A 24,270-nucleotide genomic window follows, 5' to 3' on the forward strand; every position below is an offset into this window, starting at 1 on the left:
GCCCTCCGATATCATGCCGGTTTGAAGCCGGTGAACACGGGCTCGCCGTTCGGCTTCAGGCCGGCCACAAGCGTGTCTCGATTCATGATGCCGGTGACCTCATGCGTCAGGAAAACGTAGTTGCCGTTCTCCTCCATCAGGTCCTGCAGCTTCTTGTAGATGACATCGCGTTTCGCCGGGTCGAGCTCGACCATGCCTTCGGCATTGAGCTTGTCGAATTCCTCGCTGGAAAACCGCTCCCAGTTCCAGACGCCGATCTGGTCGCGGGTGAACCAGGCAGTCGCCCAGCTCGGATCCGGCTGCATGGAGAAGCGGCTGATGATCATCTGCAGCTTCTTCCAGTAGTCGCCTTCCTTGGCGCCAAGCGTCCAGAAGGTGCCGCTGTCGTTCTGCTTGATCTCCACATTGAGGCCGACATCCTGCAGGTTCGACTGCACGACCTGCGCCGCGGTCAGCCGCTCGGTCTTGTTGAGGATGTCGAGCGTGATCGTCGTGCCGGCCAGCCCCTCCTTGGCGATCATGTCGCGGGCGCGGTCTGGGTCGAAATCGAAAAGGTTCTTCTCGCGATGGCCGGGCAGGCCGGGCGCGATGATGCCGGTGGCGGTTGCGGCGGCGCCGAAATAGGCAGCATCGACCACCGCCTTGCGGTCCACGGCGTACTGAACCGCGCGGCGCATGTTGAGATTGTTGAAGGGAGCGACATCCTGGTTCATGCCGAGCCAGACAAAGGCCAGCGAAGGCTTCTCCACCACTGTCGTCTTCGGCGGCGGCGTCTGCTTCAGGCGCGAGATCGAGGAGACCGCGGTCCAGGTGTAGTCGAGGTCGCCGGCCTCATAGCCGAGTTCGGCGGTCTTCTCGTCCTCGATCGGATGAATGTGGATTTCCGCGAAGGCACCTTGCTCGTACTTCCAGTCGGGATTGCGGACCAGCACCGTGCGCTGCTTGGGCAGCCATTCCTTCAGGATGTAGGGGCCTGACTGAGCCACTGGCTTGACGCCCATCTTGCCACCGAGCTCGGTGATGGCGCGCTTTGACAGGATGGTGCCGGACGGCGTCGGCAAAGTCGACGTCCACAGCGGCGCGAAGGCTTGTTTCAGGTGGATCAGCCCCGACAGCTTGTCCTTGACCTCGACTTCCTTGAGCGTTGCCCAGTCGCCGGAATAGGGGCTCTTGTTGGCTGGGTCGGCGATGCGTTCGATCGAAAACTTGACGTCTTCGGCCGTCATCTGGCCGTAGCCATCGGTGAAGCCGATATTGTCGCGCAGCTGGAAGGCGACGGTCAGCGGATCGAGCTGCTTGATCGTTTCCGCCGCCATCGGCCGCCAGCCCCAGCTGTCGCCAGGCGTGGTGACGACGAGGCCGGCGAAGATGACGCTGGTGATGTCGCCTTCAGGCGCCGCCAGCCGGAAGCAAGGGTCGAGCGTCTGGATGTCGGCGTAGGAGCGCACCTTGAGGATCGGCCCGTCGCTCGACCAGGAAACTTTTGGATTGACCATTGAGGCGAGGCCGAAAGCGCCGGCTGCGGCGAGCAGGCTGCGGCGCGAAACCCTGGTGTCGGCTAGAATGGACATGCTCTACCCCTCAGCTGTTTTCGTTGTCTTGTTTTCAGGCCGCAGGCCATTCTCCAAGCCGGGCCGAATGTGTCGGTCCGCTAAAACTGCTAATAATAGACATCTATGTCTAGCGAAAATTTTGCCGGCACGTCCGAATCTTGGATACGGACGATCTTGCGGAAAATCTCGACATCTGTTCCGACCGCCGCCGGCGCGTCGACTTGGGCAAGTCACGGGCGGAATGTGATCGCGCAGACGATATGGCCTGGCCCGCCATTCGGTGGGGCCTGGATCAAGAGCTGTAGCGGAGATAGGCCTCTCGGCCGCCGCTCACTTCCAGATTTCAGCCGCCAGGCGCATGAAATTGCCGCCCAGGACATCGCGCACGGTCTGCTCGGACTGGCCGCGGCGCAGAAGAACCTCGGTCAGTTCGCGCATCTGACCTGGAGCCGCGTAGGTCGTCGCCCCCTCCGGATATTCGCTCTTGGGCCAGAATTGCGGATTGTCGGAAATGATGCGGTCGATGCCTTTGACATCAACCGGAAAGGCGTAGTCCAGTCCGATGCCGACATGATTTGGGCCAGCCAGGTCGACGAGATATTCGATGTGGTCAGCCAGCCTGTCCGAGTCCGTGCGTCCCTCTCCCAGGAAACGATTGAGCCCGACGATCGCGACGATGCCGCCGGTGCGCGCGCAGGCCTTGATCTGCTCGTCGGTGATATTGCGGCCATGGCCGCACAAGGCCTTGGCGTTGGAGTGCGAGAAGATGACTGGCCGGTTGGAGTATTCCATCACCTCCATCGAGGTGCGATAGCCGGTGTGGGTGACGTCGACGAACATGCCGAGACGGTTCATCTCGTCGATGACCTCGCGGCCGAACGCCGTCAGGCTGGTCTCGACATCGTGGCAACCGCCGCCGGCCAGATTGTTCCTGTTGTACGCAAACAGGATCTGGCGGACGCCCAGATGGTGATAGAACTCGACCATCTCGACGCGGCCGTCGAGCGCGTTCATGCCCTCGATGTCGAAGGTGATCGCCAGTTTGCCTTCAAGCTTGGCCTTGCGGATTTCCGCGACGGAGGAGACCAGCGTGTAGTGCTCGGGATTGGCAAGGATCCAGTGGCGGAAATTTGCGAGCGTCCGCACGGTCTGCTCCCAGGGCAACAGGTCGAAGCCGACATCGATCGACAGATAGTCGATGCCGGCGTCGCGCCAGATCTGCAGATTGTTCAGGTCCGCCGCCGGGTCCGGCATGAAGCCGGAATGCGCGTCCCATATGATTTCACTGTCGAAAATGGCCTGGGCGGCTGTCGAAACGCTCACTTTTTCCTCGCTCTCTCGGCGACACAACACAACGGAAAGCCGGATCAAGCGGCGTTCCGGACGTGTGATCCAGATGCAGTGCGCATCAAGTATCAGGCCACAGACACATGTGTCTAGACAGTCCGGGACGAGCCTGTATGGTCGCCGTCGCTGTATGTCGCTCCGACCGGAACATCGGCAAAAGGGAGAACAAAGATGAGTTCAAACGGAAGCCATGGCGGCAGCGATAGCAGGCATATCGCGGTGATTGGCGGCGGCATCATCGGCTGCAGCGCGGCTTTCCATCTGCTGCGGTCCGGCGTGCGCCGGGTGACGGTCATCGATGCCGGCCAGCCGGGTGCCGCAACCACAAGCGCCGGTGCTGGCTTCGTCTCCCATTGGTCCGCCGGCATGATCCCGCTCGGTGAAGAGGGCTTTCAGCTGCAGCAATATGGCCTCGATTTCTATCGCAGGCTGCACGAGGTCGGCGCCGAGATTGGTTATCGGCCGAACGGCACCTTGATCATGGCGCTGACCGAGGACGGGCGCGAACGCTTCGTCCGCCCGGTGCTGGATTCTCCCTATGCGCCGCCGGAAATGCAGGACCTGGACGCCGTGCAGATCGGGCAGAAGATGCAGGGCCTCATCGATCCGGCCCGGGTCCATTCGGCGGCCTACAATCCGCACGGCATCCAGCTCGACACCAAGCTGGCGATGGGGGTGCTGACCGGCCAGATCAGCGAGCTCGGCGGCGTCTTCCGCAGCAACACACGCGTGACTGCCGTCCATGATGCCGGCGACCGGGTGACGATCGAGACCGACCAGGGCGGTCTTGAGGCTGATGGCGTGATTGTTGCCGCCGGCGCCTGGAACAACCAGGTCCTGTCAGGCCTTGGCTGGCAGTTGCCGCTGCTGCGCGTCGTTGCAACGCGCATCGTCACCGACGACCGTGGGCTGCCATCGACCATTCCCACCGTCCAGTGCCGCGAATTGCGGCTGTGGCTGCGCGAGACATTCGGCGCCATAATGTGGGGAACCGGCCGGCACTACAAACCTCTCAACAAGACGAACGACAGCGAAATCGAACCCGGCCAGCCGCACAATATCGGGCTGATGCAGGAAACCTCCGAGCAGGAGCTTGCCGAGTTGCAGACGGTGTTCCCGCCGCTGCGCGGTTCGACGATCGCGAGCTGGGCGCAAGGCGTGCCGTGCTACACGCCCGACAACAACCTTATCGTCGGCAAAGTCCCCGGCAGCGACAATATCGTGGTCGTCGGTGGCGACAATGAGAGCGGCGTCACCCATGGACCGGGTCTTGGCCGGCTCTCTTGCGAACTGGTTCTCGGGCAGACCCCGTTCGTTTCCGTCGAGCGGTTCCGTGTCGATCGCTACGCCTCCAACGCCTTCAAGTCGGAAGCCGAGATCGAGGCCGCCATGCCGGCCTGGGGCGCGCGTCACGAGGCGTCGCGGTTTGGTCGCGAGGCCTGATCGTCAGCTGCCCCCGGCGCTTGCCTGCAAGCTGTCGCCGACGCTGCCGAGCAGCGCCTGCGCCACCGCCCTGACAACCGGGCCGGCGTTCTTCCTCATGACGATGTGGAAGGAGCCGGCGTGGCGCCGCGAGGTCTTGGTCAGCCGGACGAGCTGGCCGCGGCGCAGATGCTCGTCGGCAAATCCCGCCCAGGCGAGCGCCGCGCCGCGCCCGGCGATGGTTTCGTGTATCATCGACATGTAGCCGGTGAACCGAGGTCCGTCGAGTTTCCGGTCGGTTCCGACCCACGATTGCCAACTGTCGATCGCGCCCGGCGGCGTCACCTGATGCAGCAGCGGCACTGCCAGGAAAGCCTCAGGCTCTTCCGAGGCGAGCGCCGGATAACGCGCCAGGAACGCCGGCGCGCAAACCGGGAACCACTCACCCTCGAGCAGTTTTTCGGTCACGAAGTCGGGCCATTGCCCGGCTTCGCCGAAACGGATCGACAATGCCACTTCAGGCTGGTCGAAATCCCTGTAGTCGGTGGATGTCTGCAGCAGCACCCGGCCATCGGCAACCTGCGATGTGATGAGGCCGAAGCGCGGCATCAGCCATGCCTGCGCGAAGTCGTGGCTGCAGCCGACCACGAATGTATCGCTGTCGTGCGCGGTCAAATCCTCGACCGCTTGCCTGATGGTGCCGAGACCCTCGCGGATCGCTTCGGCCAGCGTGTTGCCGGCCCCGGTGACGGCGACGCGGTTGCCTCTGCGCGTGAACAGCTCGACCGACAGCTGGCGCTCGAGATTGGCGACATGCCTGCTGACCGCCGATTGTGCGATGTTGAGCTCCTGTGCGGCCAGCGTCAGCCCGCCATGCCTGGCGGCAGCCTCGAAGACGACCATGGCGTTCAGCAGGGGAAGCGATGTCTTGAGGGTTTTCACGATCCAAACCTGCTTTCATGCCTTTTCGATATGAATGTCTATCATTTCTGTATTTGCTGCAAGCCTTTCCGCATCGCACACTCTATCGAAACGTCATTCGAACGCCAGCGAGCAGAAAGGTGTTTGCCGTGCAGGCCTACACATCGAACAGCCAGCCTATCGACAGAAGCGAGACCGTCAGGCTGATCGACCGGCAACGTCCGGACTGGTCGCTGGAACAGGCCTTCTACGCGGCCCCTGCCATCTTCGCGCTGGAACGGGACTTGTGGTTTCCGCGTCAATGGATGCTTGTCGCCCATGCCAGCGAGGTCCCAGAAAAAGGCCGCTACATCGTGCGCCAGCTTTTCGACGAGGAGATCATCGTCGTGCGCTTCGACGACGGCGAGGAGGACATCGCGGCCTACTACAATGTCTGCACCCATCGCGGCTCGCGGCTCTGCGCCAAGGATGGTCGCGGCAAGCTTCTGGTCTGCCCCTACCATGCCTGGTCGTTCAGGCTGACCGGCGAGTTGCAGTCACGGCAGGATCTACCGGAAAGCGTCGATCCGGAAGCGCTGGGACTGCACCGCGTACCCTGCAAGAGTTTCGGCGGCCTCGTGTTCTGCGGCCTTGATGCCAATTCGCTGCCCGACATCCAGCCTGTCGCGGACGGGCTGACCGGCGGCTTGCGCGAAAACGGCCTTGACCGTGCACGCATCGTCGCGCGCAAGAACTATCTCACCAAGGCGAACTGGAAGCTGGTGCTCGAGAACTTCCTCGAATGCTATCACTGCCGGCCGGCCCACCCCGAATATTACCGCGTCAACGGCCATGTCAAAGTGACCGCGACCCGCGACGCCGACAAGGCGGTCGAGTGGCAGAATGAAATCGAGGCCTGGCACAGCGTCATCGGCGATGCCGAGTTCCACAAGGGCGCGTGGCAGGCTGGCGACCTCGACACGATGCCGTTTGCCATGCACCGCAAGCCGATCGGATCCGGCCGCAACACGCTGTCCAATACAGGTGAGGGGGTCTCATGCCTGATGGGCGGCCGTCACGCCTATGATGGTGGCGAAAGCGGCTTCCGCCTCGGACGCCTGTCGTTTGCAAGTGCTGCCAATGATTATGTCACGCTGTTCCAGATGATACCGCGCAGCGCCACGGAAACCGACGTCATTCTGACCTGGCTCGTCGACAAGGACGCCGATGGCGACATCGACGCCGATGCGATCAGCTGGATGTGGGACGTCACCACGGTGCAGGACAAGAAGATCACCGAGGACAATGCCGACGGCATCATGTCGCGCGCCTACCGGCCGGGTCCCTATACGCCGCTGGAAAGCCAGACCTCGTTCTTCGTGCAGACCTATCTGTCAGAACTGCGTTCGCTGATCACCGGCACGCGCGGCGCACCGATCAGCCAATGGTCTGCGCCGAAGGAACTTTTCGCCTCGCCGAAAGCGGCGAGTTGCAACGCGCGCCTCTGACCCGCAGCCGAAGATGCCTCTTTGAGGCGTCGCGTTCCGATGCCATATGAAGGTGGCCGACGGAATGTTGCGGGAGAGGTGGTCATGACCAAAGGTTCGGATCTGTTCGTCGCGGCCCTCGAGAACGAAGGGGTCGAGCGGATTTTCGGCATTCCGGGCGAAGAAAATCTCGATATCGTCGAATCCATCCGCCGCTCCTCGATCCAGCTGATCCTGACCCGCCACGAGCAGGCAGCCGCTTTCATGGCCGCCACCTATGGCAGGCTTACCGGCAAGCCGGGTGTGTGCATCACCACGCTTGGCCCGGGCGCGCTCAACCTTTCGACCGGTTCGGCCTATGCGCTGCTCGGCGCGATGCCGATGATCATGATCACCGGCCAGAAAGGCATCCTGTCATCCCGGCAGGCGCGCTTCCAGATCGTCGACATCGTCGCGGCGATGAAGCCGCTGACCAAGCTGTCGCGTCAGATCGTTTCGCCGAAGATGATCCCCTCGTTGGTTCGCGAAGCTTTCCGTGTCGCCCAGGAAGAGCGTCCCGGCCCCGTACATCTTGAATTGCCGGAAGACATTGCGGCGGCCGAGTGTGAACCGGTAGCACTCGTGCCAACGCATCCGGTCGAACTGCCGCTGGCCAGCCCGGGCGCGCTTGATCGCGCCGCCCGTATGATCATGGAAGCCAGGCGTCCGCTGCTGATGTTTGGTGCGGCGGCGTCGCGACCGCGCGTGACTCCCGATGTCGCCCAGTTCGTGCTGCGGACGCAAATTCCCTATTTCACCACGCAGATGGGCAAGGGCACCGTGCCTGGCGGCACGGAGCTCTATATGGGAACGGCAGCCCTTTCGGAGCGCGACTATGTGCACGAGGCCATCGAACAGGCCGATCTGATCATCACCGTCGGTCACGACACGGTAGAGAAGCCGCCCTTCATCATGGGGGCGAAGGGGCCGAAGGTCATTCATGTCGGCTACCATTCAGCCGATGTCGAGCAGGTCTATTTCCCGCAAGCCGAAATCGTCGGCGACCTCGGTCCTTCGCTGGCGCTGCTGGCCGACCGCATCGAGGGCAAGGTCCCCAATGCACAGGCCTTGCTGCCGCTGCGGGAAGGCATTCTGAGCCGCATCGCCGCGCGCGCCACCGAAGATCGCTTCACGCCGCAGCGCATCGTGCATGACGTGCGCGCCGTGATGCCGGCGGATGGGATTCTTGCCCTCGACAACGGCATGTACAAGATCTGGTTCGCGCGCAACTACCGCACCCGCATGGCAAACACGATCCTGCTCGACAATGCGCTGGCCACGATGGGCGCGGGCTTGCCGTCGGCGATGATGGCGGCACTGCTCTATCCGCAGCGCCGTGTCATGGCCATCTGTGGCGATGGCGGCTTCATGATGAACAGCCAGGAACTGGAGACCGCCGTCAGGCTCAAGCTCAATCTCGTCGTCCTGCTGCTCGAAGACCATGCCTATGGCATGATCCGCTGGAAGCAGGCGGTCGACGAATTTCCGGATTTCGGCATGACCTTCGGCAATCCCGACTTCGTCAGATATGCCGAGGCCTACGGAGCCAAGGGGACAAGAGTTGGCGAGATCGCCGATTTGCGGCAGGCGCTGGAACGGGCCTTCACCGGCGGCGGCGTGCACCTCGTCGTCGTGCCCATCGACTATCCCGAAAACACCAGGGTGCTTGTCGACGAATTGCGCGAGCGGCTGCCTGCGCCGCAAGCGAGCTGACGGCGGCAAAGCCGCCGTCAGGATTACCTGGAGCTGTTGCCGAAGCGCCTACAGTTTGCAGTAAGGGGTGGCCGGCGCGATCGTCCCGAAATCCTTGGCGATCTCATAGCTGATGCCGTCTGCGGCCGCCTTGCCGACATAGGAATGGCAGAGCGTGTGGTTGTTGCTGGCATCGACCCGGATCTTGCCTTGCGGCGCGTCGAACTCGATCGTCGGCAGCGCCTTGAGCACATCATCGTCCTTCAGCGATCCGGCCTTCTCGGCGGCCAGGGCGTAGAGATGCAGGCCGTTGTAGCCGGCTTCGCCGATGCCGTTGACCATCTTCTCCTTGCCGAACTTCTCGCGGAAGCTCGCGATGAACTTCTTGTTGACCGGATTGTCGAGCGCCATCCAGTAAGGCTGCGGTGCGTAGGTGCCGGCCGCGACGCCGGGCGGCAGCGCGTCCTTGTTGAAGACCTCGTCGAGCGGTGCGATCAGCGGCTGCTTGATATCGAAGCTGCGATACTGCTTGAGCTGGGTGACGGCGTCGTTGCCGACCACCATCGACCAGACGACATCGGGCTTCAGCGACTTGATCTTCTGGAAGGCCGGGCCGAAATCCGTGGTGCCGAACGGATAGTAGTCGGCGCCGATGATCTTGCCGCCGGCCTTTTCGTAAGCCGCCGTGATCGCCTCGGTCATCTTCTGCGGCCAGGCATAGTCGGAGGCCATGACGTAGATGGTCTTGCCGAGGGTCTCGGCCACCCACGGCATCATCGGGTCGACCTGCTGCATCGGGATCGGGCCGGTGGCGACGAAGTAGCGGTTGCATTCGCCGCCCTCGAAATTGGTTGGGTAGAAGAACAGCTTCTTGGCCTTCGAGGTCACCGACAGCGTAGCACTTCGCTCCGGCGAAATGATCGTGCCCATGACCACGTCGACCTTGTCTTCGTTGATGAGCTTGCGCGCCTTGTCGATGGAACCCTTGGTCGTGGTCTGGTTGTCCTCGATGAACAACTCGACCTGGCGCCCGCCAATGCCATTGGCGGCGTTCAGTTCGGCGGCGGCGAGCTTGTAGCAATTGAGCAGCGTCTCGCCGAGGATCGCCTGCAGCCCGGTGATCGGGATCGACAGGCCGACCTTGACGGTGTCGGCGGCGCGCAGGACCGACGGCGCACCGACCATGGCGAAAGCGGCCGCGGCGCCGCCGGATTTCAAGACAGTTCTTCTGCTTATCATTGTTGTGTTCCCTTCCAGTCCCAGGCGCGCCCCATGCACGCCTTACAAGTCAACAAGCTCCCAGGCGCGCTTCAGGCGCGCCTTATAGGGCCAACAGATCCTTCAGCAGGGTCTCGTCGGCGAACGCCTCCGGCGCGCCTTCATGGACGATCCTGCCCTTCTCCATCACCAGGCAGCGGTCCGATGCCTTGAGAACGAGATCGAGATTCTGCTCGACCAGCACGATCGCGATGCTGCGTTTGCGCGCGATGCGCGGCACCAGCTCGGCGATCGACTGCACGATGTTCGGCTGTATGCCTTCCGAAGGCTCATCGAGCAGCAGCACCGACGGCAGGCCGCAGAGCGCGCGGCCGATCGCCAGCATCTGCTGCTGGCCGCCCGAAAGCGTGCCGGCGACCTGCGCTTCGCGCTCGCGCAGGATCGGAAAATAGCCGAAGATGTCGGCCGAAATGCCGCCGTCGCCACGGTCCTTGGCAGCGCGGGTGCCGACCTCCAGGTTTTGCCGCACCGTCAGCTGGTTGAAGATCCCGCGCCCCTGCGGCACATGCGCAATGCCTGCCCGCGCGCGGCGGAAGGCCGGCGCGTTCGTGAGGTCCTTGTCACCGAGAACCACCGCGCCACCGCTCGCTCGCAAGCCGCCGGCGATGACGCGCAGCAGCGTCGTCTTGCCGGCGCCGTTACGGCCGAGCAGGCCGACGACTTCGCCTGGCGCGACACTGAGGTCGATGCCGTTCAGCACCGGGAGCGGGCCGTAGCCGGCTGACACCGCCATTGTCCGCAGCATGATCAGCGCCTCCCCAGATAGACATCGCGGACCATTTCGTCGGTCTCGATGTCATGGAAAGGACCGCTGCGCAGGCGGCGTCCCTGATGCAGCACCAGCGTCTCGCAGTTCAGCGCCCGTACGAAGCGGATATCGTGTTCGACGGCGACGATCGAGAACTCGCCCTTTAGGCGTAGCAGCATATCGGCCGTCGCCAGCGTCTCCTGCGGCGTCATGCCGGCGGTGGGTTCGTCGAGCAAAAGCAACCGCGGCTCGATTGCCAGCGCCATGCCGATCTCCAGCCATTGCTTCTGGCCATGCGCGAGTTCGCCGGCCGGTGTGGCGGCGCGATTGCTCAGCGCGACCAATTCCAGCAATTCGCCAACCGGGCGCACAGGCGAGGGCGCCCCCCAGCGGGCGACCTTCACATTGTCTTCCACCGAGAGGCTCGGGAAGACGGACGGGATCTGGAACTTGCGCGCGATGCCGAGCCGGGCGATGCGATGCAGCGGCAGGCCGGCTATGTCGTGGCCGAGGAAGCGCACGCTGCCGCTGGTCGGGCGCAGCGTACCGGTCAACACATTGAGGAAGGTGCTTTTGCCGGCGCCGTTCGGGCCGATGATGCAGCAGAGTTCCTTGTCGCGTACAGTGAGGTTCAGGGCCTCCAGCGCCTGCAGCCCGCCAAAGCGGATGCCGACATTTTCGGCCTGGAGCAGGATGTCGCTCATTGTGCGCGCCTCCCGCCTTTGAACAGGGCTTTCAGTCGCGCGTAGATCGACAGGATGCCGTCCGGCAGGACGAAGACGATGATGACGAAGACACAGCCGAGCAATAGCGGCCACAGGCTCGGGTTGAAACTGCTGATCGTCTGCTGCGCACGCTGGATGAAGATGGCGCCGAGCACCGGCCCCAGCAGCGTGCCGCGCCCGCCGACCGCCACCCAGACGATGACTTCCGTCGACAGAAGCAGTCCGGACAGATCCGGTGCCACCAACCCCGCCATGCAGACATAGAGCGCGCCGGCAAGGCCGGCGATCGCCGCCGACAGGACGAAGGTGACGAGCAGCCGCAACGGCGCATTGTGGCCGAGCGCTGCTGCCCGGACTTCATTGTCCTGTATGGCGGTCAGCACCGTACCCCAGCGGCCACGGCTGATCGACCACAGCGCCAGCACGGTCACCGCGACGATGGCCGAGACGAAGATGTAGCTGGGCAGGTCCTGGCTGAGATCGACGTGCAGCCCGCCGACATCGAAGGCAATCGGCGGAATGCCGATCAGCCCGCTGTCGCCGCCGGTGACCGAGCTCCAGGAGACCGCCGCCTGCTGGCAGATGACGCCCATGGCCAGCGTGACGATGGTGAAATAGCTGCCACGGATGCCGCCGAAAAACAGGAAGTAGCCGATGATGGCGGAGACCAAGGCCGCACCGGCCACCGCACCGATGATGCCAAGCAGGCTGGCGAAGGAGATCGCATCGTTGAGCGTGATCAGCGCCATGATGTAGCCGCCGATGCCGAAAAACGCAGCGTGGCCGAAACACAGGATTCCAGTGCGGCCCCAGAAGAAGTCGAGGCTCGCGGCGAACAGGCCGAAGATCAGCGCGTCGCGGATCACGGTCAGCTGATACCCGCCGACAAAGAACGGATAGATGATCGCGAGCGCCACGCAGGCGGCGAAGATCAGCAGCCAGTTGCGGTCGCGGGCGATCATCGCGACGCTCCGTTGAACAGGCCGTTGGGCCGAAGCCGGACAGCGACGATGGCCGCCAGCAGCACGACCGCCTGCGCCAGCGACGGCGAGATCTGATAATTGAGGATGCTGGTCAGCCCGCCGACGAAGACGCTGCCGGCGACGAGGCCGCCGATCGAGCCGACGCCGCCGACAATGACGACGAAGAAGGCGTTGGCGAGATAGTTCACCCCCATCTGCGGCAGCACGATCGCCAGCGGCGCGACCAGTCCGCCGGCGAGCCCGGCGATGGCCGCGCCGAAGGTGAAGGCGATGGCGTAGGTGCGCCGCGTGTTGATGCCGACGCCCTCGGCCATTTCGCGGTTCTGGATGACGGTGCGGATGTCGAGACCGAAGGACGTGCGGCTGATCAGCAGGATGACGCCGAGCAAGGTCAGCATGGCGATGCCGATCAGGATCAGCCGATAGGCCGGGTAGACGGTGAAGAAGAGGTCGAGCGTGCCCTCGATAGGCGGCGTCACCGGCTTGGCGCCGAGACCGAAGATCAGTTCCAGCCCTTGCTGCAGGATCAGGCTGACGCCCCAGGTGGCAAGCACAGTTGAGACCGGCCTGGAATAGAGATGGCGGATGATGGCGAATTCGAGGATGCAGCCGATCACCGCGCCGGCGATGGGGGCAGCCGCCAGCCCTAGCCAGAACGAGCCACCCATGCTCTGGACGAAATAGACCGCGAAGGCGCCGACGGTGACGAACTCGCCATGTGCCAAATTGGTCACGTTCATCAGGCCGAAGCTGATCGCCAGCCCGAGCCCGACCAGCATCAGGATACTGATCAGCGTCAGCGCATTGAGCAGCGTGGTGATGACGAAATCCATCGCGTCAAGCCGCACTGGCGAGACGTTGGCGCAGGCCGGCGAGCAGGCCTTCGGCGGCATCGATCACCGCGGCCTGATGAAGCTGCAGGTCTTGCCCGGCCCATTCGTCGATATGGTCCGACAAAGGGTCGACCACTTCGGTACGGTGATTGGCTAGCGTCTCGATGACGGCATGGCCGCAGAACGGCACATAGCCCTCGGAGTAGCCGCCTTCATGGGTCATCATCAGGCGCCCTTGCGAGGTCTCGGCGGCCAGCGCAACCATGCGCGCGGCGAGACGCCTGAAGCATTCGCTGTTGAGCATCATGCGGCCGAGTGGATCGAAGCCGGACGCATCGAAGCCGGAGGCGACGATGACGAGGTCCGGTCTGTAGGCGCGCAGTGCCGGTGCGACAACGCGGTCGAAAGTCGCTTCATAAGCACCGGTGCCGCTGCCGGCCGGCAGCGGGATGTTGATGTTGAAGCCCTCGCCGGCATCTTTCCCGTTGTCGGCCAGCGCACCGCGCCCGGTCGGATAGAGATTGTCCTGGTGCACGGAAATGGTCAGAACCGACGGGTCGGAATAGAACACCGTCTCGGTGCCGTTGCCGTGATGCACATCCCAGTCGACTATCGCCGCGCGCCCGAGCAAGCCTTCATGCTGCAGCCGGCGGACAGCGACGCCAATGTTGGAGAACAGGCAGTTGCCCATCGCCTGGTCGGGCTCGGCATGGTGTCCCGGCGGCCGCGCCAGCGCATAGGCATTGTCGACGCGGCCGGTCAGCACGGCGCGCATCGCGGCATAGGTGGTCCCGGCCGACAGCAGCGCGATGTCAAAACTGTTGAGGCCGATCGGCGCCTGCGGCCCGGCGAAACCGGAGCCGCGTTCGCTGAGCATGCGAATATCGTCGACATGGCGTTGCGTGTGCACGCGCAACAGGTCGTCGACCGAGACCGGCTCGGGGATGATCGGCACCAGATGCCGCGACAGGCCGCTGACCTGGATGAGGTTGTTCAGCCGGCGCTTGGAGCCAGGGGATTCCAGATGCCGGCCGGGTTCCACGAAACGGCCGGGCGGCATCATGTCGGCGCTGGAGCCGGTGTCATGCCACATCAGCTGTTCGTGAAAAACGTAGCCTGTCGCCATGCGCAGCGTCCTCTGAAAACCAGGTGACGCTAGCAGGCTAACGATCAGATGGCCCGACCCGAAAGTGGGGTCGCGCCTCTTATCTATGCCCCTCCTTTCGGAGGGGTATGGGCGCCTGCAGATCCTTGCGCGGCGCGCACCGCCTGCACCCGGTTGGTCACCGCGAGCTTGCCGAAAATGTTCTTCAGATGCCATTTCACCGTGGTCTCGCTCACCGACAACGCCAAGGCGATATCGCGGTTGGACATGCCCTCGGTGAGATAGCGCAGCAGTTCGGCCTCGCGCTGGGTGAGCTGTTCCTTCTCGGCGGCTGGTGCGGCCAGCTTGCGCGTCGCGACAGGCATCGCCTGCGCGGCATCGATGATGCGCGACGCATAGGCTGACAGTGCGGGATCGGTCTTCGCCTGGGCCGCGCGCAGCCGCATCAACCCTTCGACAACAGGCCTTCCCTCGTCGACGAAAGAGCGGATGAAGCCGGAGGGTTGGGCGAGACGCAACGCATTGAGGAGATTGCGGTCGGCCTCGCGTTGGTCGTGGAAGGCGCTGGCCGCCTTGGCGCGCAGGATCAGCGCCAATATATGGCGGCGCATGCGCCCGCTGTCTTTCGTGCGCTCGAGCAGCGCGTCGAAAACCCCCGCGGCAGCGGCATAGGATTTCTCGGCCGTCAGCAGGCGGCCCTCGGCAAAGAACTCGAACTCGTTGGCGGTAGTGATGACCACCGAAGCCTCGGTCCCTTCGCCCCGATGCTCGGCCAGCAGCGCACGCGCCTCGGCAATACGGTTCTGGTCGAGCAGCACACGTATGCGGTCATGCACGATCATCGATGCCAGGCGGCGATACACCGTGCCATGTACGCGTTGATAGACGCGCTCAAGCATATCCAGTGCCGCTTCGGTGCGACCGGTCAGCTGCAGCACGCGGGCATAGGTCGGCACGCTGGCCAGGGGATAGACGATGACCGCCGCGCCCTCGATCTGCGGTCCGAGATTCTCGACCAGGGTCAGCGCTTCGCCCGACGCATTGGTCTCATAGGCAAGTTCCGCAAGCAGCGTGCCGGCCAGGGCCTCGGCATAGGAGTTTGCACCGATCCGCGCCCGAGCCTCGATGATCGCGTTGCGCAGCAGCCGCTCGGCGGCGGGCAAGCGGCCCGCCGAACGCTCGATCACGGCCATGTAGCAATTGGCAATGGTGACGCCGAGCAGGCTGCCGCTTCGCTCATGCGCCCGGCGTGCCGCATCGATGGCGGCGCGTGCGCCGTCGAGGTCACCCAGCGCATAGAGGTTGTAGCCAATGACATTGGCGGTCGCGCCCTCCATGAACCAGGCATCGGGCGCGATGACGCGCAGGGCCGCAAGGGCTGTGGCGCGCGCCTGATCGAACTGCTCCAGCGTGCTGTGAACGGCGGCGGCGAGAACCACGAGCTCGGCCTCGATCGTTGTGCCGGTCATCGTGCCCGGGTCGTTGCTGTCGGTCGGTCCGGCTTCGACCAGCTTGCGCGCATTGCTCAGCGTCTGTTGGGCAATCTCCGGCTGGCTGCTGTGCACCGCCAACCACAGCACGACCAGCTGCAGCCGAATGCGCTGGTCGATCAGCTTCCTCGGCAGCAGTGCCAGCAGCTGGCGCACGTAGAGAAGCTGGCACTGGGCGATGAGGTCGAGCGCATTGTTCTCCACGAACACCGCCGCGCGGGCCTGGTCGCCGGCGGCCAGCGCGTGCCCGATCGCCTCTGTCAGCATCTTGCGCTCGCCGAACCATTCGGCAGCCGCCAGATGCAGCGGCGCGATCATCTCCGGTTCGCGCCGTTCCATTTCGCGGCTAAGGAAATCGCGGAACAGATGATGGTAGCGGAACCAGCGCCGCTCTTCGTCGAGCGGCACCAGGAACAGGTTGCGCGTCTCGATCTCGGTGATCGCCGCTTCGGCGTCGGCCGCGCGCATCACCGCCCGGCAGGGCTCGGCGCTGAAGCGTTCGAAGATCGAGCTGTAGAGCAGGAATTTTGCGATCGCCGGCGGCAGTTCCAGGAACACTTCGCCCATCAGGAAGTCGGCGACGTTTCGGTTGGCGCCGGTAAAATTGCCGATGACGGTTTCCGGTGCATGCGCGGCACTCAGTGACAAAGAGGCCAGTTGCAGGCCGGCGGCCCATCCTTCGGTGCGCGAGCACAAGGTCTCCACCGTGCCGCTGCTGACGCTCAGGCCCAGCTTGTCGTTGAAGAAAGCTTCGGCCTCGGATGAGGCGAAACGCAGATCGTCGGGGCCGATTTCGAAAACGTCGCCAAGCACCCGGAGCTTGCCGAGCTGCAGGTCGGGCAGGCTGCGTGAGCCGATGACGAAAGCAACATTTTCCGGCGCCTGCCGGGTCAGGCGCTCCATGAACCGCTTCACCGCCGGCGCCTCGACGGCGTGGTAATCGTCGAAGAACAGGGTGATGTCGGCCTCGCGCGCCGCCAGACCCGCCACAAGTGCCGCGAGCACGACATCGAGCTGCGGGATGGGGCTCGACTGGAAGGCAAGGTCGAGTTCCGCCGGGCTCTGGACCAGATGGCGCAGCGCGCCCACCAGATGCGATAGGAAGGCGCCCTCATCATTGTCCGTCGCCTCGCAGGACAGCCATGCCGTCAGCCTGCCGTGGCGTGCGATTTCCGCAGCCCATTGCGCCATCGTCGTCGATTTGCCGAAGCCGGCGGGCGCGGCGAACAGCACGATGCGCGTGTCGATATGACGCGCCAGCGTCGACAGAATGGTCTCGCGGCGCACCCATCGGCGATGGTGCGGCGACGCTTGGCTGACGGATTGCGGAGCTGTTCTCATCTAGGTCCGCACAGCCTGTAGCTCTCTGGGGGAGAGTCGCCGCAGCCGCTCCACTCCGCTTCGATCAGCGGAATTTGCGGTGCGGCATCGCGCGGCAAGGTTCCCTTGATACGGGGATCGTCGACGATCTCAAATCCGGTAGCGAAGGGCACGAACCCGCAGGCGCTGTAGAATCCGATGACGCTGTGATGATCGAAGCTGCTTGTATGCAGCCAGATGCGGCTCGGGTTGAGACGCCATGCGAGCTCCAGTGCCCCGGCCATCAGCCGTTTGCCGAAACCGCGGCCGGTCAGGGACGGGAACAGGCCGAAATAGGTGATCTCGATCTCGTTATTGTCGGCGGCGAAGAACTCGACCATGCCGAGATGCGCGCCGGTTTCATCATGGCCGTAGTAGAGATGCTGGCGCGGGTCGGCGAAATGCTCGGTGATTTCGGCATCGGACATTTCGGAAACGCGGTCCCACAGCCAGGGTGCGCCGATCTTGAGAAAGATCGCCCGGTAGGAAACGCAGTCGGGCGTCGTGATCCGTGTCATGCCCAAAGGGCGCGCGAGATCCGGCTGCGGCGTACGCGCTTCCATCCAGGTCACCGCATTGGCAAGCTTGCCAGCCGGCAGGCGATGGTAGCCAATGGCGAGATCGGTGATTTCGGCGGGCATCGTGTCTTCTGTGATCAACGCATTCCTCGTCATGTCTTCCAGAGATAGCAGTATCGGCTTGCTGCATCCGATGCCAACTCCCCCAAGACCATGGCAGCATCGAACGGCAAGTCCTGGACTGAAAGTTTGGCGCGCATGCCTCTTGCATTTCACAGGAATGGCATATGAGATATGATACACCATCCAGATGAAAGTGAAATATGATGCCTAAGCGGATTGCGGATGAGGCCATTCTGAGCGCAGTCGATGATGGCTTCGCCCGACAGGTCGCGTTTCTGCAAGACCTCGTGCGCTTTCCCTCCCAACGTGGCGAGGAACACCCCGCGCAGTCGTTTATGGCCGCCGCCTACGAGGCGGATGGCTACGCGGTCGACATGTGGCGCGTCGATGTCGACGTGATTCGCGACCTGCCGGGTTTTTCCCCCGTGGCGGTCTCTTACGACGATGCCTTCAACGTCGTTGCTACCCACACGCCGCGAAACGCGACCGGCCGCTCGCTGATCCTCAACGGCCATATCGATGTCGTTCCGACCGGACCGCTCGACCGCTGGGTCCGCGATCCCTACGATCCGGCGATCGAGGATGGCTGGATGCATGGCCGCGGCGCCGGCGACATGAAGGCCGGCCTGTCCGCCTGCCTCTATGCGCTGAGCGCCTTGCGTAGCCTTGGCTATCAGCCGGCCGCGAACGTGTATCTCCAGTCGGTGGTCGAGGAGGAATGCACCGGCAATGGCGCGCTTGCATGCCTGCAGCGCGGCTACCGCGCCGACGCCGCCTTCATTCCCGAGCCGCTGGAGCCGCGGCTGATGCGGGCGCAGGTCGGGCCGATCTGGTTCAGGGTCGAGGTCGACGGCGATCCGCAGCATGCGTCGGGTGCATTTTCGGCCGGCGCCAATGCCATTGAAAAAGCCTTCGTCATCATCCAGGCGCTGAAGCAGCTCGAAATCGTCTGGAACGCGCGCAAGGTCGATGATCCGCATTTCCATGATCACCCGCATCCGATCCGCTTCAACCTCGGCAAGATCGAAGGCGGCGAGTGGACATCGAGCGTTCCGGCGCGCTGTGTCTTCGAGATGCGCGTCGCCACCTATCCCGGCCAGAGGCTCGAAGACGCCAGGGCCGAGCTCGAGGCCTGCATTGCCGATGCGGCGCGCGCCGATCCGTTCCTGGCCAACCGACCACCCAAGATGACCTACAATGGCTTCATGGCCGAGGGCTATGTGCTGGAGGGCGCCGACGAGATGGAAGCGGTGCTGCGCCGCAGCCATACCGCCGTGTGGGGCGAGCCGCTGACGGAACACGTCACCTCGGCGACCACCGATGCACGTTTCTTCGGCCTCTATGCCGACACGCCGGCGATCGTCTACGGCCCGATCTGCCGCATGCCGCATGGCTATGACGAGGCCGTCGATCTCGACTCGGTGCGCAAGGTCACCCAGACGATCGCGCTGTTCATCGCCGACTGGTGTGGCCTCGAACCTATCGAGGCTAAGCCATGAATGCGGCGGTGCCCGATGCGTTCGGCGAAACACTCGCCGAGGACGCACCGGGTGTCTCCACGGCCGACGCCCTCGCCATCCTGCGCCGGCACTACGGGCTGACCGGCACCGCGCGTCCGCTGCCTGGCGAACGCGACCACAATTTCCATATTCAGACCGACGGCGAGGGCGAGTTCGTCCTGAAGATCTCCCATCCGGCGGAAGAAGCTGGCTTCACCGACTTCCAGAACAAGGCGCTCGACCACATCCTTGCGGTCGACCCCACCTTGCCGGTTCCCTCGGTGCGCAAAAGCATCGAGGATGAAGCGCAGTTCGCGGTCAGCGTCGCTGGATCGGCGCCGCGCATTATCCGGCTGGTGACCTATCTGTCCGGTCAGTTGCTGTCGCGCTCGCCGACTTCCGAGGCGCAGGATCGCAATCTGGGCATCTTCCTCGCCCGCCTCAGCCGGGCGCTGCGCGGCTTCTTCCATCCGGCCGCCGGCAACGACCTGCTCTGGGACATCCGCAAGGTCGCCAAGACACGGCCGATGATGGCGCACATCACTGATCCGAGTCGGCGGGCGATGGTCGAGCGCGCGATCGACTCCTTCGAGGAGCATGCTGCGCCGGTCATCCCGAGCCTGCGCGCGCAGATCGTCCACAACGACATGAATTCCTACAATGTGGTGATGGATGCTTCGCGGCCGGAGGTCGTGAGCGGCATTCTCGATTTCGGCGACATGATCCATTCGCCGCTGATCTGCGACCTCGCCATCGGCGCCGTCTACCGCTGGCCGGCGGAAGGCCATCCGCTGGCACCGGCAGCGCGCTTTGTCGCAGGTTATCAGTCGCTCCAACCACTGGAGGAGGAAGAGATTGGCATTCTCTTCGATCTGATCCGTGCCCGACTTGCGCTCATCGTCAACATCGCCAGTTGGCAGGCCGAGCGTTTCCCGGCCAAGCGCGACTACGTGCTGCGCCTCGCCACCGAGGTCTGGGCTTCGCTTGAAAAGCTTGATGGTCTGTCGTCCACCGATGCCCGCCGCTATTTTCTCGACCATTCCAATCCGGAGTAGATGCTCGTGCCCCAGTCCTCGCCGTATCCCGCAAATGCCGACGCGGCTGCATCGGAGCGCGCGCTGCTCGAACGCCGCGCCAGGCTGCTCGGGCCGACCTACCGCGCCTTCTACCGCAACCCTATTCATCTGGTGCGCGGCAGCGGTGTGTGGCTCTACGATGCCCAGGGCCGCAAGTTCCTCGACGCCTACAACAACGTCGCCTCGGTCGGCCACTGCCATCCGCGCGTCGTCGAGGCACTGTCCGGGCAGGCCGCAACGCTCAACACCCACACACGCTATCTCAGCGAGATCATCCTCGATTACGCGGAAAAGCTTCTCGGCACCGTTCCGGCCCATCTCGGCCACGCGATGTTCACCTGCACCGGCAGCGAGGCGAACGACCTTGCCATCCGCATTGCCCAGCATTCCAGCGGCGGCACCGGGGTGATCATCACCGATTTCGCCTATCACGGCGCCACCATAGCGACGGCGCAACTGTCGCCGGCGGCGGTCGGGGCAAAGGGGGTACCAGCGCACCACCGCACGGTGGCAGCGCCGGACACGTTCCGCGACCATGGCCGGGCCGCGCATGATTTCGCCGGAAATGTCGCCGCTGCCATAGAGGACATGCGAGCAAAAGGCATCAAGCCGGCGGCGCTGCTTCTCGACTCCGCCTTTTCCAGCGACGGCATCTTCTTTCCCGATGCGGCGGTGATGCGCGAAGCGGCGGATCACGTCAAAAAGGCCGGCGGCATCGTCATCGCCGATGAGGTCCAGTCCGGCTTCGGCCGGCTTGGCCAGGGCATGTGGGGCTTCGCAAACTATGGCATCGAGCCTGACATCGTCTCGATGGGCAAGCCGATCGGCGATGGGCACCCGATGGGCGCCGTGCTCGTGCGGCCGCAGCTTGTCGCCTCCTTCGGTTCGAACACCGGCTACTTCAACACCTTCGGCGGCAACCCGGTCGCGGCCGCTGTCGGCCTCGCCGTTCTCGATGTCATCGAAGGCGAGGGGCTGATCGAGAATGCGCGCAATGTCGGCGCCTATACGAGTGAACTGCTGCGCGCCCTGCAGGGCCGGCACGGCGCGGTCGCTGATGTCAGGCACAACGGCCTCTATTTCGGCGTCGAGCTGACGGCGGACGGCGACGAGGCTCTGGCCGCCACCAAGACATCGGCGGTCGTCGAAGCCATGCGCGAGGACGGCGTGCTGATCTCGTCCTGCGGTCCGCGCGGCAATGTGCTGAAGATCAGGCCGCCACTGCCCTTTGCCAGGGACAATGCCGAGCAACTGGCCGAGACGCTCGATCGCGCTCTGTCGAACTGGTGATCGGAGCGGCCCGCGCATGCTGAAGCTCGAACATCAGACCCTGAATGACCGCGCCTATGGCGCGCTCAAGCAGGAGCTGATTTCCGGCGGCTTCAGCCCGGGCCAGGCGCTGGTCATCCGCAAGCTCGCCGAGACGTTCGGCATCTCGACGACACCGATCCGCGAGGCGCTGCAGAGGCTTGTCGCCGAGCGGCTGCTCGAGATGCAGAACAACCGCTCGGTCATCGTGCCGTTGCTGTCCGCGCCTGCCTTCGAGGAGCTGACGCGCATCCGCATCGCCGTCGAGGGACTGGCGGGCGAGATGGCGGCGACCAGGATGAGCGAAAGCGGGCTGGCTGACATCCAGGCGACGCTCGCCGGCATGCAGCGTGCCATTGAGGCCGGCGACGCCAGGGCCTATCTCTCATTGAACGAGGCGTTCCACTTCGCCATCTACCAGCATGCTGGCGCGCCGATCCTTTTGAACATGATCCGCGACCTCTGGGGGCGGGTCGGGCCTTATCTCAAGCTGCTGATGCAGGCCGATCGCTACATCCCGCAGTCCAACGACGCGCATCGCAAGATCGTCGCCGCACTGGAGCAGCGCAGCGGTCCCACTGTGCGGATTTTCATAGAAGAGGACATCGCCGTGGCGGCCGCTGTGCTGTCTGCAAACCTTGACGCTGCCAGGGAGCCGTCGGCCTAGCTCGTCCCGTCCAGCCGGTCGCGCAGCATGCTCCAGCCGAGCAGCATGTTGGGCGCGTGCCGCAGCACGGCGTGGAACGGTATTGGCGCCGGCGGCGCGAAGGGCAGCGGCAGGTCGCGGGCGTCGGTGCCGGCGGCCCAGTCGGCCAGAACCTTGCCCATCGCCGTCGTCATGGCGATGCCGCGCCCGTTGCAGGCGCGACCGGCGATCAGTCCCGGACCGAGGTCGATCAGGTGCGGCAGGAAATCCGGTTCGACCGCTGCCATTCCCGACCAGCTGTAGGCAAGCGGCGGCAGGTCGGGCAGACCGAGATGCCGGCCGAGCCTTCGCCAGATCGTCTGCGGTACGCGCGTATCCGCACCGGCGCCAAGGATATGCATGCCGCCGCTGATCAGCCGGTTTTCGGCGTCGAAGCGGAAGGTGAACAGATTGCGTCTGGTGTCACCGACACCTTGCCCGCCGGGAAGCAATCGGTTGCGCACTTCACGAGGTAGCGGCGCTGTCGCGATCTGGAAGACTTTCAGCGGGAAGTAGGTTCGCTGCAACGACGGATTGAGGGACCAGCCATAGGCGTTGGTGGCGATCAGCACCTTGCCCGCGCGTACCGAGCCAGAGGGCATTTTCAGCATCCAGCCATCGGCTATGCGATCAACCGAGGTGACGCGCGTCTGCTCGAAGATCTTTGCGCCGGCCTTCTCCGCCGCATCGGCCAATCCGCGCGCATAGGCGACCGGATTGAGCACGCCGCCGGAACGGTCCATCCAGCCGCCGACATAGCCTGGCACGCCTGTCAGGGCTTCGACTTCCTGCCGATCCAATGTGACTGCCGGCCGGCCACGCTGTGCCCACTGCCCGGCACGTGACTTGACTTTTTCAAAGGCGGCAGGCGAATGCGCCGGCTGGATCCATCCGTTCTGCACGGCGTCGCAGTCGATGCCGTGCTGCCGGATCAGGCGGAAAACCAGGTCGGCGCTGCCGGCGGCGAAATCGATCAGCCTTTCGCCACGCGATGGTCCGAGATGGGCCAGTATGTCGGCCGGGTCCATCTTGGCGAAGTTCGGCACGACGAAGCCAGCATTCCTGCCGGTTGCGCCCCAGGCGATGAATTCGGCTTCGAGAACGGCGACGGAAAGGCCTTTGCCGGCGGCGTGCAGCGCGGTTGAAAGGCCCGAAAAGCCGCCGCCGACAATGGCCAGGTCGACATCGAGCTTACCCTGCAGCGCCGGCCGTTTGCGGCGGTCGCGGCTGACGGCAAGCCAGAGTGAAGCGCCATGCGCTTCCTGCCGAACCGCGGCATTCATGACGGGGAAACGCTTTTGGCCGTAGTCACCTTCGTCCGCTTGCCGAGCCAAGGCCGCCGTGGCCTGTCGCCGAACAGCCCGTTCGGCCGGACCAGCAGGATAACGCAGAGCATGACGCCGATGGCGGCGATCTGCAGCGCGGCGGCACGAGCCTGCTGTTCCGGCGGGAACAGGATGCTGGTCAGCGTGCCCGACCCAGCCCATATCGCCCAGACCAGGATGCTGCCGATGACGGCGCCGAGATTGCTGCCCGAGCCGCCCACGATCAGCATCACCCAGACCTGGAAGGTCAGGATCGGCAAATAATTGTCCGGCGCGATGAAGCCGGTGAAATGCGCCTGCAATGCGCCGGCCAGTGCCATGATGGCGCCGCCCACGGCGAAGGCCTGGACGCGATAGAAACGCGCGCTCTTGCCAAGCGAGATCGCCGCCCGCTCATCCTCGCGTAGCGCCTTCAGCACGCGGCCCCACGGGCTGCGCGACAGATGTTCCAAAGCGAGATAGGCGACCAGAGTCACCGCCGCGACCACGGCAAGGTTCGACAGGTTGAACAGCAGCGGCGTCTCGGCAAGGCTGCCGAAGGGGCGCGGGATGAAGCCGATGCCGAACGGGCCGCCGGTCAGTTTCTGCGCGTTGAGCGCGACCAGTTGCACGACGACGGCGACGCCGAAGGTGGTGATCGCCAGATAGTCGGACCTGAGCCGCAGCGTCGCCATGCCAGTTAACGCCGCGGCAATGCCGCCGACGACCATGGCGCCCGCCCAGCCGACAACGATCGGCAGGCCAAGGCCACCCAGCCGCGCGGCGTCGTCGGGAG

20 protein-coding genes are annotated in these 24,270 nt (G+C 64.2%); 7 read left to right on the forward strand and 13 right to left on the reverse strand.

Translation table 11 applies throughout. From position 1 onward, the window contains the following. Positions 1-11: 11 nt before the first annotated feature. Together EOC83_RS28730 and EOC83_RS28735 are read right to left on the reverse strand one after the other, a co-directional pair. Positions 12-1,571, reverse strand: coding sequence for an ABC transporter substrate-binding protein (locus tag EOC83_RS28730; protein ID WP_063167555.1), 1,560 nt, complete (start codon positions 1,569-1,571; stop codon positions 12-14). A 312-nt stretch (positions 1,572-1,883) separates the two neighbouring features. Then, the gene (locus EOC83_RS28735; protein ID WP_082826414.1) at positions 1,884-2,876 is read right to left on the reverse strand and encodes a membrane dipeptidase; all 993 of its coding nucleotides are present in this window, start codon (positions 2,874-2,876) and stop codon (positions 1,884-1,886) included. 195 nt (positions 2,877-3,071) lie between these two features. Between EOC83_RS28735 and EOC83_RS28740 the strand changes: the two genes are divergently transcribed. Then, on the forward strand, positions 3,072-4,343 hold the full coding sequence (locus tag EOC83_RS28740) for an FAD-binding oxidoreductase (RefSeq protein WP_063167556.1): 1,272 nt from the start codon (positions 3,072-3,074) through the stop codon (positions 4,341-4,343). A 3-nt stretch (positions 4,344-4,346) separates the two neighbouring features. On the opposite strand, the gene EOC83_RS28745 is transcribed toward EOC83_RS28740, so the two are convergent. Continuing rightward, positions 4,347-5,264, reverse strand: a complete 918-nt coding sequence (locus EOC83_RS28745) for a LysR family transcriptional regulator (protein WP_063167557.1) — start codon at positions 5,262-5,264, stop codon at positions 4,347-4,349. Positions 5,265-5,392: 128 nt separating this feature from the next. On the opposite strand from EOC83_RS28745, the gene EOC83_RS28750 reads away from it, so the two are divergent. Both EOC83_RS28750 and EOC83_RS28755 read left to right on the forward strand, forming a co-directional pair. Continuing rightward, positions 5,393-6,730 carry an aromatic ring-hydroxylating dioxygenase subunit alpha gene (locus EOC83_RS28750; protein ID WP_164745998.1) on the forward strand — a complete coding sequence of 446 codons (1,338 nt, stop codon included), beginning with the start codon at positions 5,393-5,395 and terminating at the stop codon, positions 6,728-6,730. An 84-nt stretch (positions 6,731-6,814) separates the two neighbouring features. Then, positions 6,815-8,461: an acetolactate synthase large subunit gene (locus EOC83_RS28755; protein ID WP_063167559.1), complete on the forward strand. Its 1,647-nt coding sequence runs from the start codon at positions 6,815-6,817 to the stop codon at positions 8,459-8,461. A 48-nt stretch (positions 8,462-8,509) separates the two neighbouring features. Here EOC83_RS28755 and EOC83_RS28760 read toward each other — a convergent pair whose 3' ends face one another. The 8 genes from EOC83_RS28760 to EOC83_RS28795 form a co-directional block, all read right to left on the reverse strand. Next, positions 8,510-9,658, reverse strand: a complete 1,149-nt coding sequence (locus EOC83_RS28760; protein WP_244514270.1) for a substrate-binding protein — start codon at positions 9,656-9,658, stop codon at positions 8,510-8,512. Positions 9,659-9,761: 103 nt separating this feature from the next. Further along, positions 9,762-10,463, reverse strand: coding sequence for an ABC transporter ATP-binding protein (locus EOC83_RS28765; protein WP_063167561.1), 702 nt, complete (start codon positions 10,461-10,463; stop codon positions 9,762-9,764). 2 nt (positions 10,464-10,465) lie between these two features. Then, positions 10,466-11,170: an ATP-binding cassette domain-containing protein gene (locus EOC83_RS28770; protein WP_013532995.1), complete on the reverse strand. Its 705-nt coding sequence runs from the start codon at positions 11,168-11,170 to the stop codon at positions 10,466-10,468. Next, complete coding sequence (locus EOC83_RS28775; RefSeq protein ID WP_024502520.1) at positions 11,167-12,153, reverse strand: branched-chain amino acid ABC transporter permease; 987 nt, start codon at positions 12,151-12,153, stop codon at positions 11,167-11,169. The genes EOC83_RS28770 and EOC83_RS28775 overlap by 4 nt, the downstream gene beginning before the upstream one ends. Continuing rightward, a complete protein-coding gene (gene urtB / locus EOC83_RS28780; RefSeq protein WP_244514271.1) occupies positions 12,150-13,067 on the reverse strand; it encodes an urea ABC transporter permease subunit UrtB in 918 nt (305 codons plus the stop codon). Before urtB ends, EOC83_RS28775 begins: the two co-directional genes overlap by 4 nt. After that, the gene (locus EOC83_RS28785) at positions 13,012-14,133 is read right to left on the reverse strand and encodes a class II histone deacetylase (RefSeq protein ID WP_013532992.1); all 1,122 of its coding nucleotides are present in this window, start codon (positions 14,131-14,133) and stop codon (positions 13,012-13,014) included. The genes urtB and EOC83_RS28785 overlap by 56 nt, the downstream gene beginning before the upstream one ends. Positions 14,134-14,216: 83 nt before the next feature. Beyond that, complete coding sequence (locus EOC83_RS28790) at positions 14,217-16,943, reverse strand: LuxR C-terminal-related transcriptional regulator (protein ID WP_063167562.1); 2,727 nt, start codon at positions 16,941-16,943, stop codon at positions 14,217-14,219. Next, positions 16,940-17,602: a GNAT family N-acetyltransferase gene (locus EOC83_RS28795; protein WP_244514272.1), complete on the reverse strand. Its 663-nt coding sequence runs from the start codon at positions 17,600-17,602 to the stop codon at positions 16,940-16,942. Before EOC83_RS28795 ends, EOC83_RS28790 begins: the two co-directional genes overlap by 4 nt. Positions 17,603-17,805: 203 nt before the next feature. On the opposite strand from EOC83_RS28795, the gene EOC83_RS28800 reads away from it, so the two are divergent. The 4 genes from EOC83_RS28800 to EOC83_RS28815 are packed head-to-tail and all read left to right on the forward strand — an operon-like array spanning position 17,806 to position 22,152. Beyond that, complete coding sequence (locus EOC83_RS28800) at positions 17,806-19,101, forward strand: ArgE/DapE family deacylase (RefSeq protein WP_063170179.1); 1,296 nt, start codon at positions 17,806-17,808, stop codon at positions 19,099-19,101. Next, positions 19,098-20,156, forward strand: a complete 1,059-nt coding sequence (locus EOC83_RS28805; RefSeq protein WP_063167563.1) for a phosphotransferase — start codon at positions 19,098-19,100, stop codon at positions 20,154-20,156. The genes EOC83_RS28800 and EOC83_RS28805 overlap by 4 nt, the downstream gene beginning before the upstream one ends. Continuing rightward, complete coding sequence (locus EOC83_RS28810; RefSeq protein ID WP_063167564.1) at positions 20,157-21,467, forward strand: aspartate aminotransferase family protein; 1,311 nt, start codon at positions 20,157-20,159, stop codon at positions 21,465-21,467. It abuts the gene before it with no gap. 16 nt (positions 21,468-21,483) lie between these two features. Further along, positions 21,484-22,152, forward strand: a complete 669-nt coding sequence (locus EOC83_RS28815; RefSeq protein ID WP_024502527.1) for a GntR family transcriptional regulator — start codon at positions 21,484-21,486, stop codon at positions 22,150-22,152. On the opposite strand, the gene EOC83_RS28820 is transcribed toward EOC83_RS28815, so the two are convergent. Together EOC83_RS28820 and EOC83_RS28825 are read right to left on the reverse strand one after the other, a co-directional pair. Then, on the reverse strand, positions 22,149-23,453 hold the full coding sequence (locus tag EOC83_RS28820) for an FAD-dependent oxidoreductase (RefSeq protein WP_063167565.1): 1,305 nt from the start codon (positions 23,451-23,453) through the stop codon (positions 22,149-22,151). The two genes, EOC83_RS28815 and EOC83_RS28820, sit on opposite strands and share 4 nt — an antisense overlap. Beyond that, on the reverse strand, positions 23,450-24,270 hold an 821-nt coding region (locus tag EOC83_RS28825; RefSeq protein ID WP_164762427.1), incomplete at its 5' end, for a branched-chain amino acid ABC transporter permease. The genes EOC83_RS28820 and EOC83_RS28825, both read right to left, overlap by 4 nt.

Source organism: Mesorhizobium sp. Primo-A, assembly GCF_003997175.1.
GTDB classification, from domain to species: domain Bacteria; phylum Pseudomonadota; class Alphaproteobacteria; order Rhizobiales; family Rhizobiaceae; genus Mesorhizobium; species Mesorhizobium ciceri.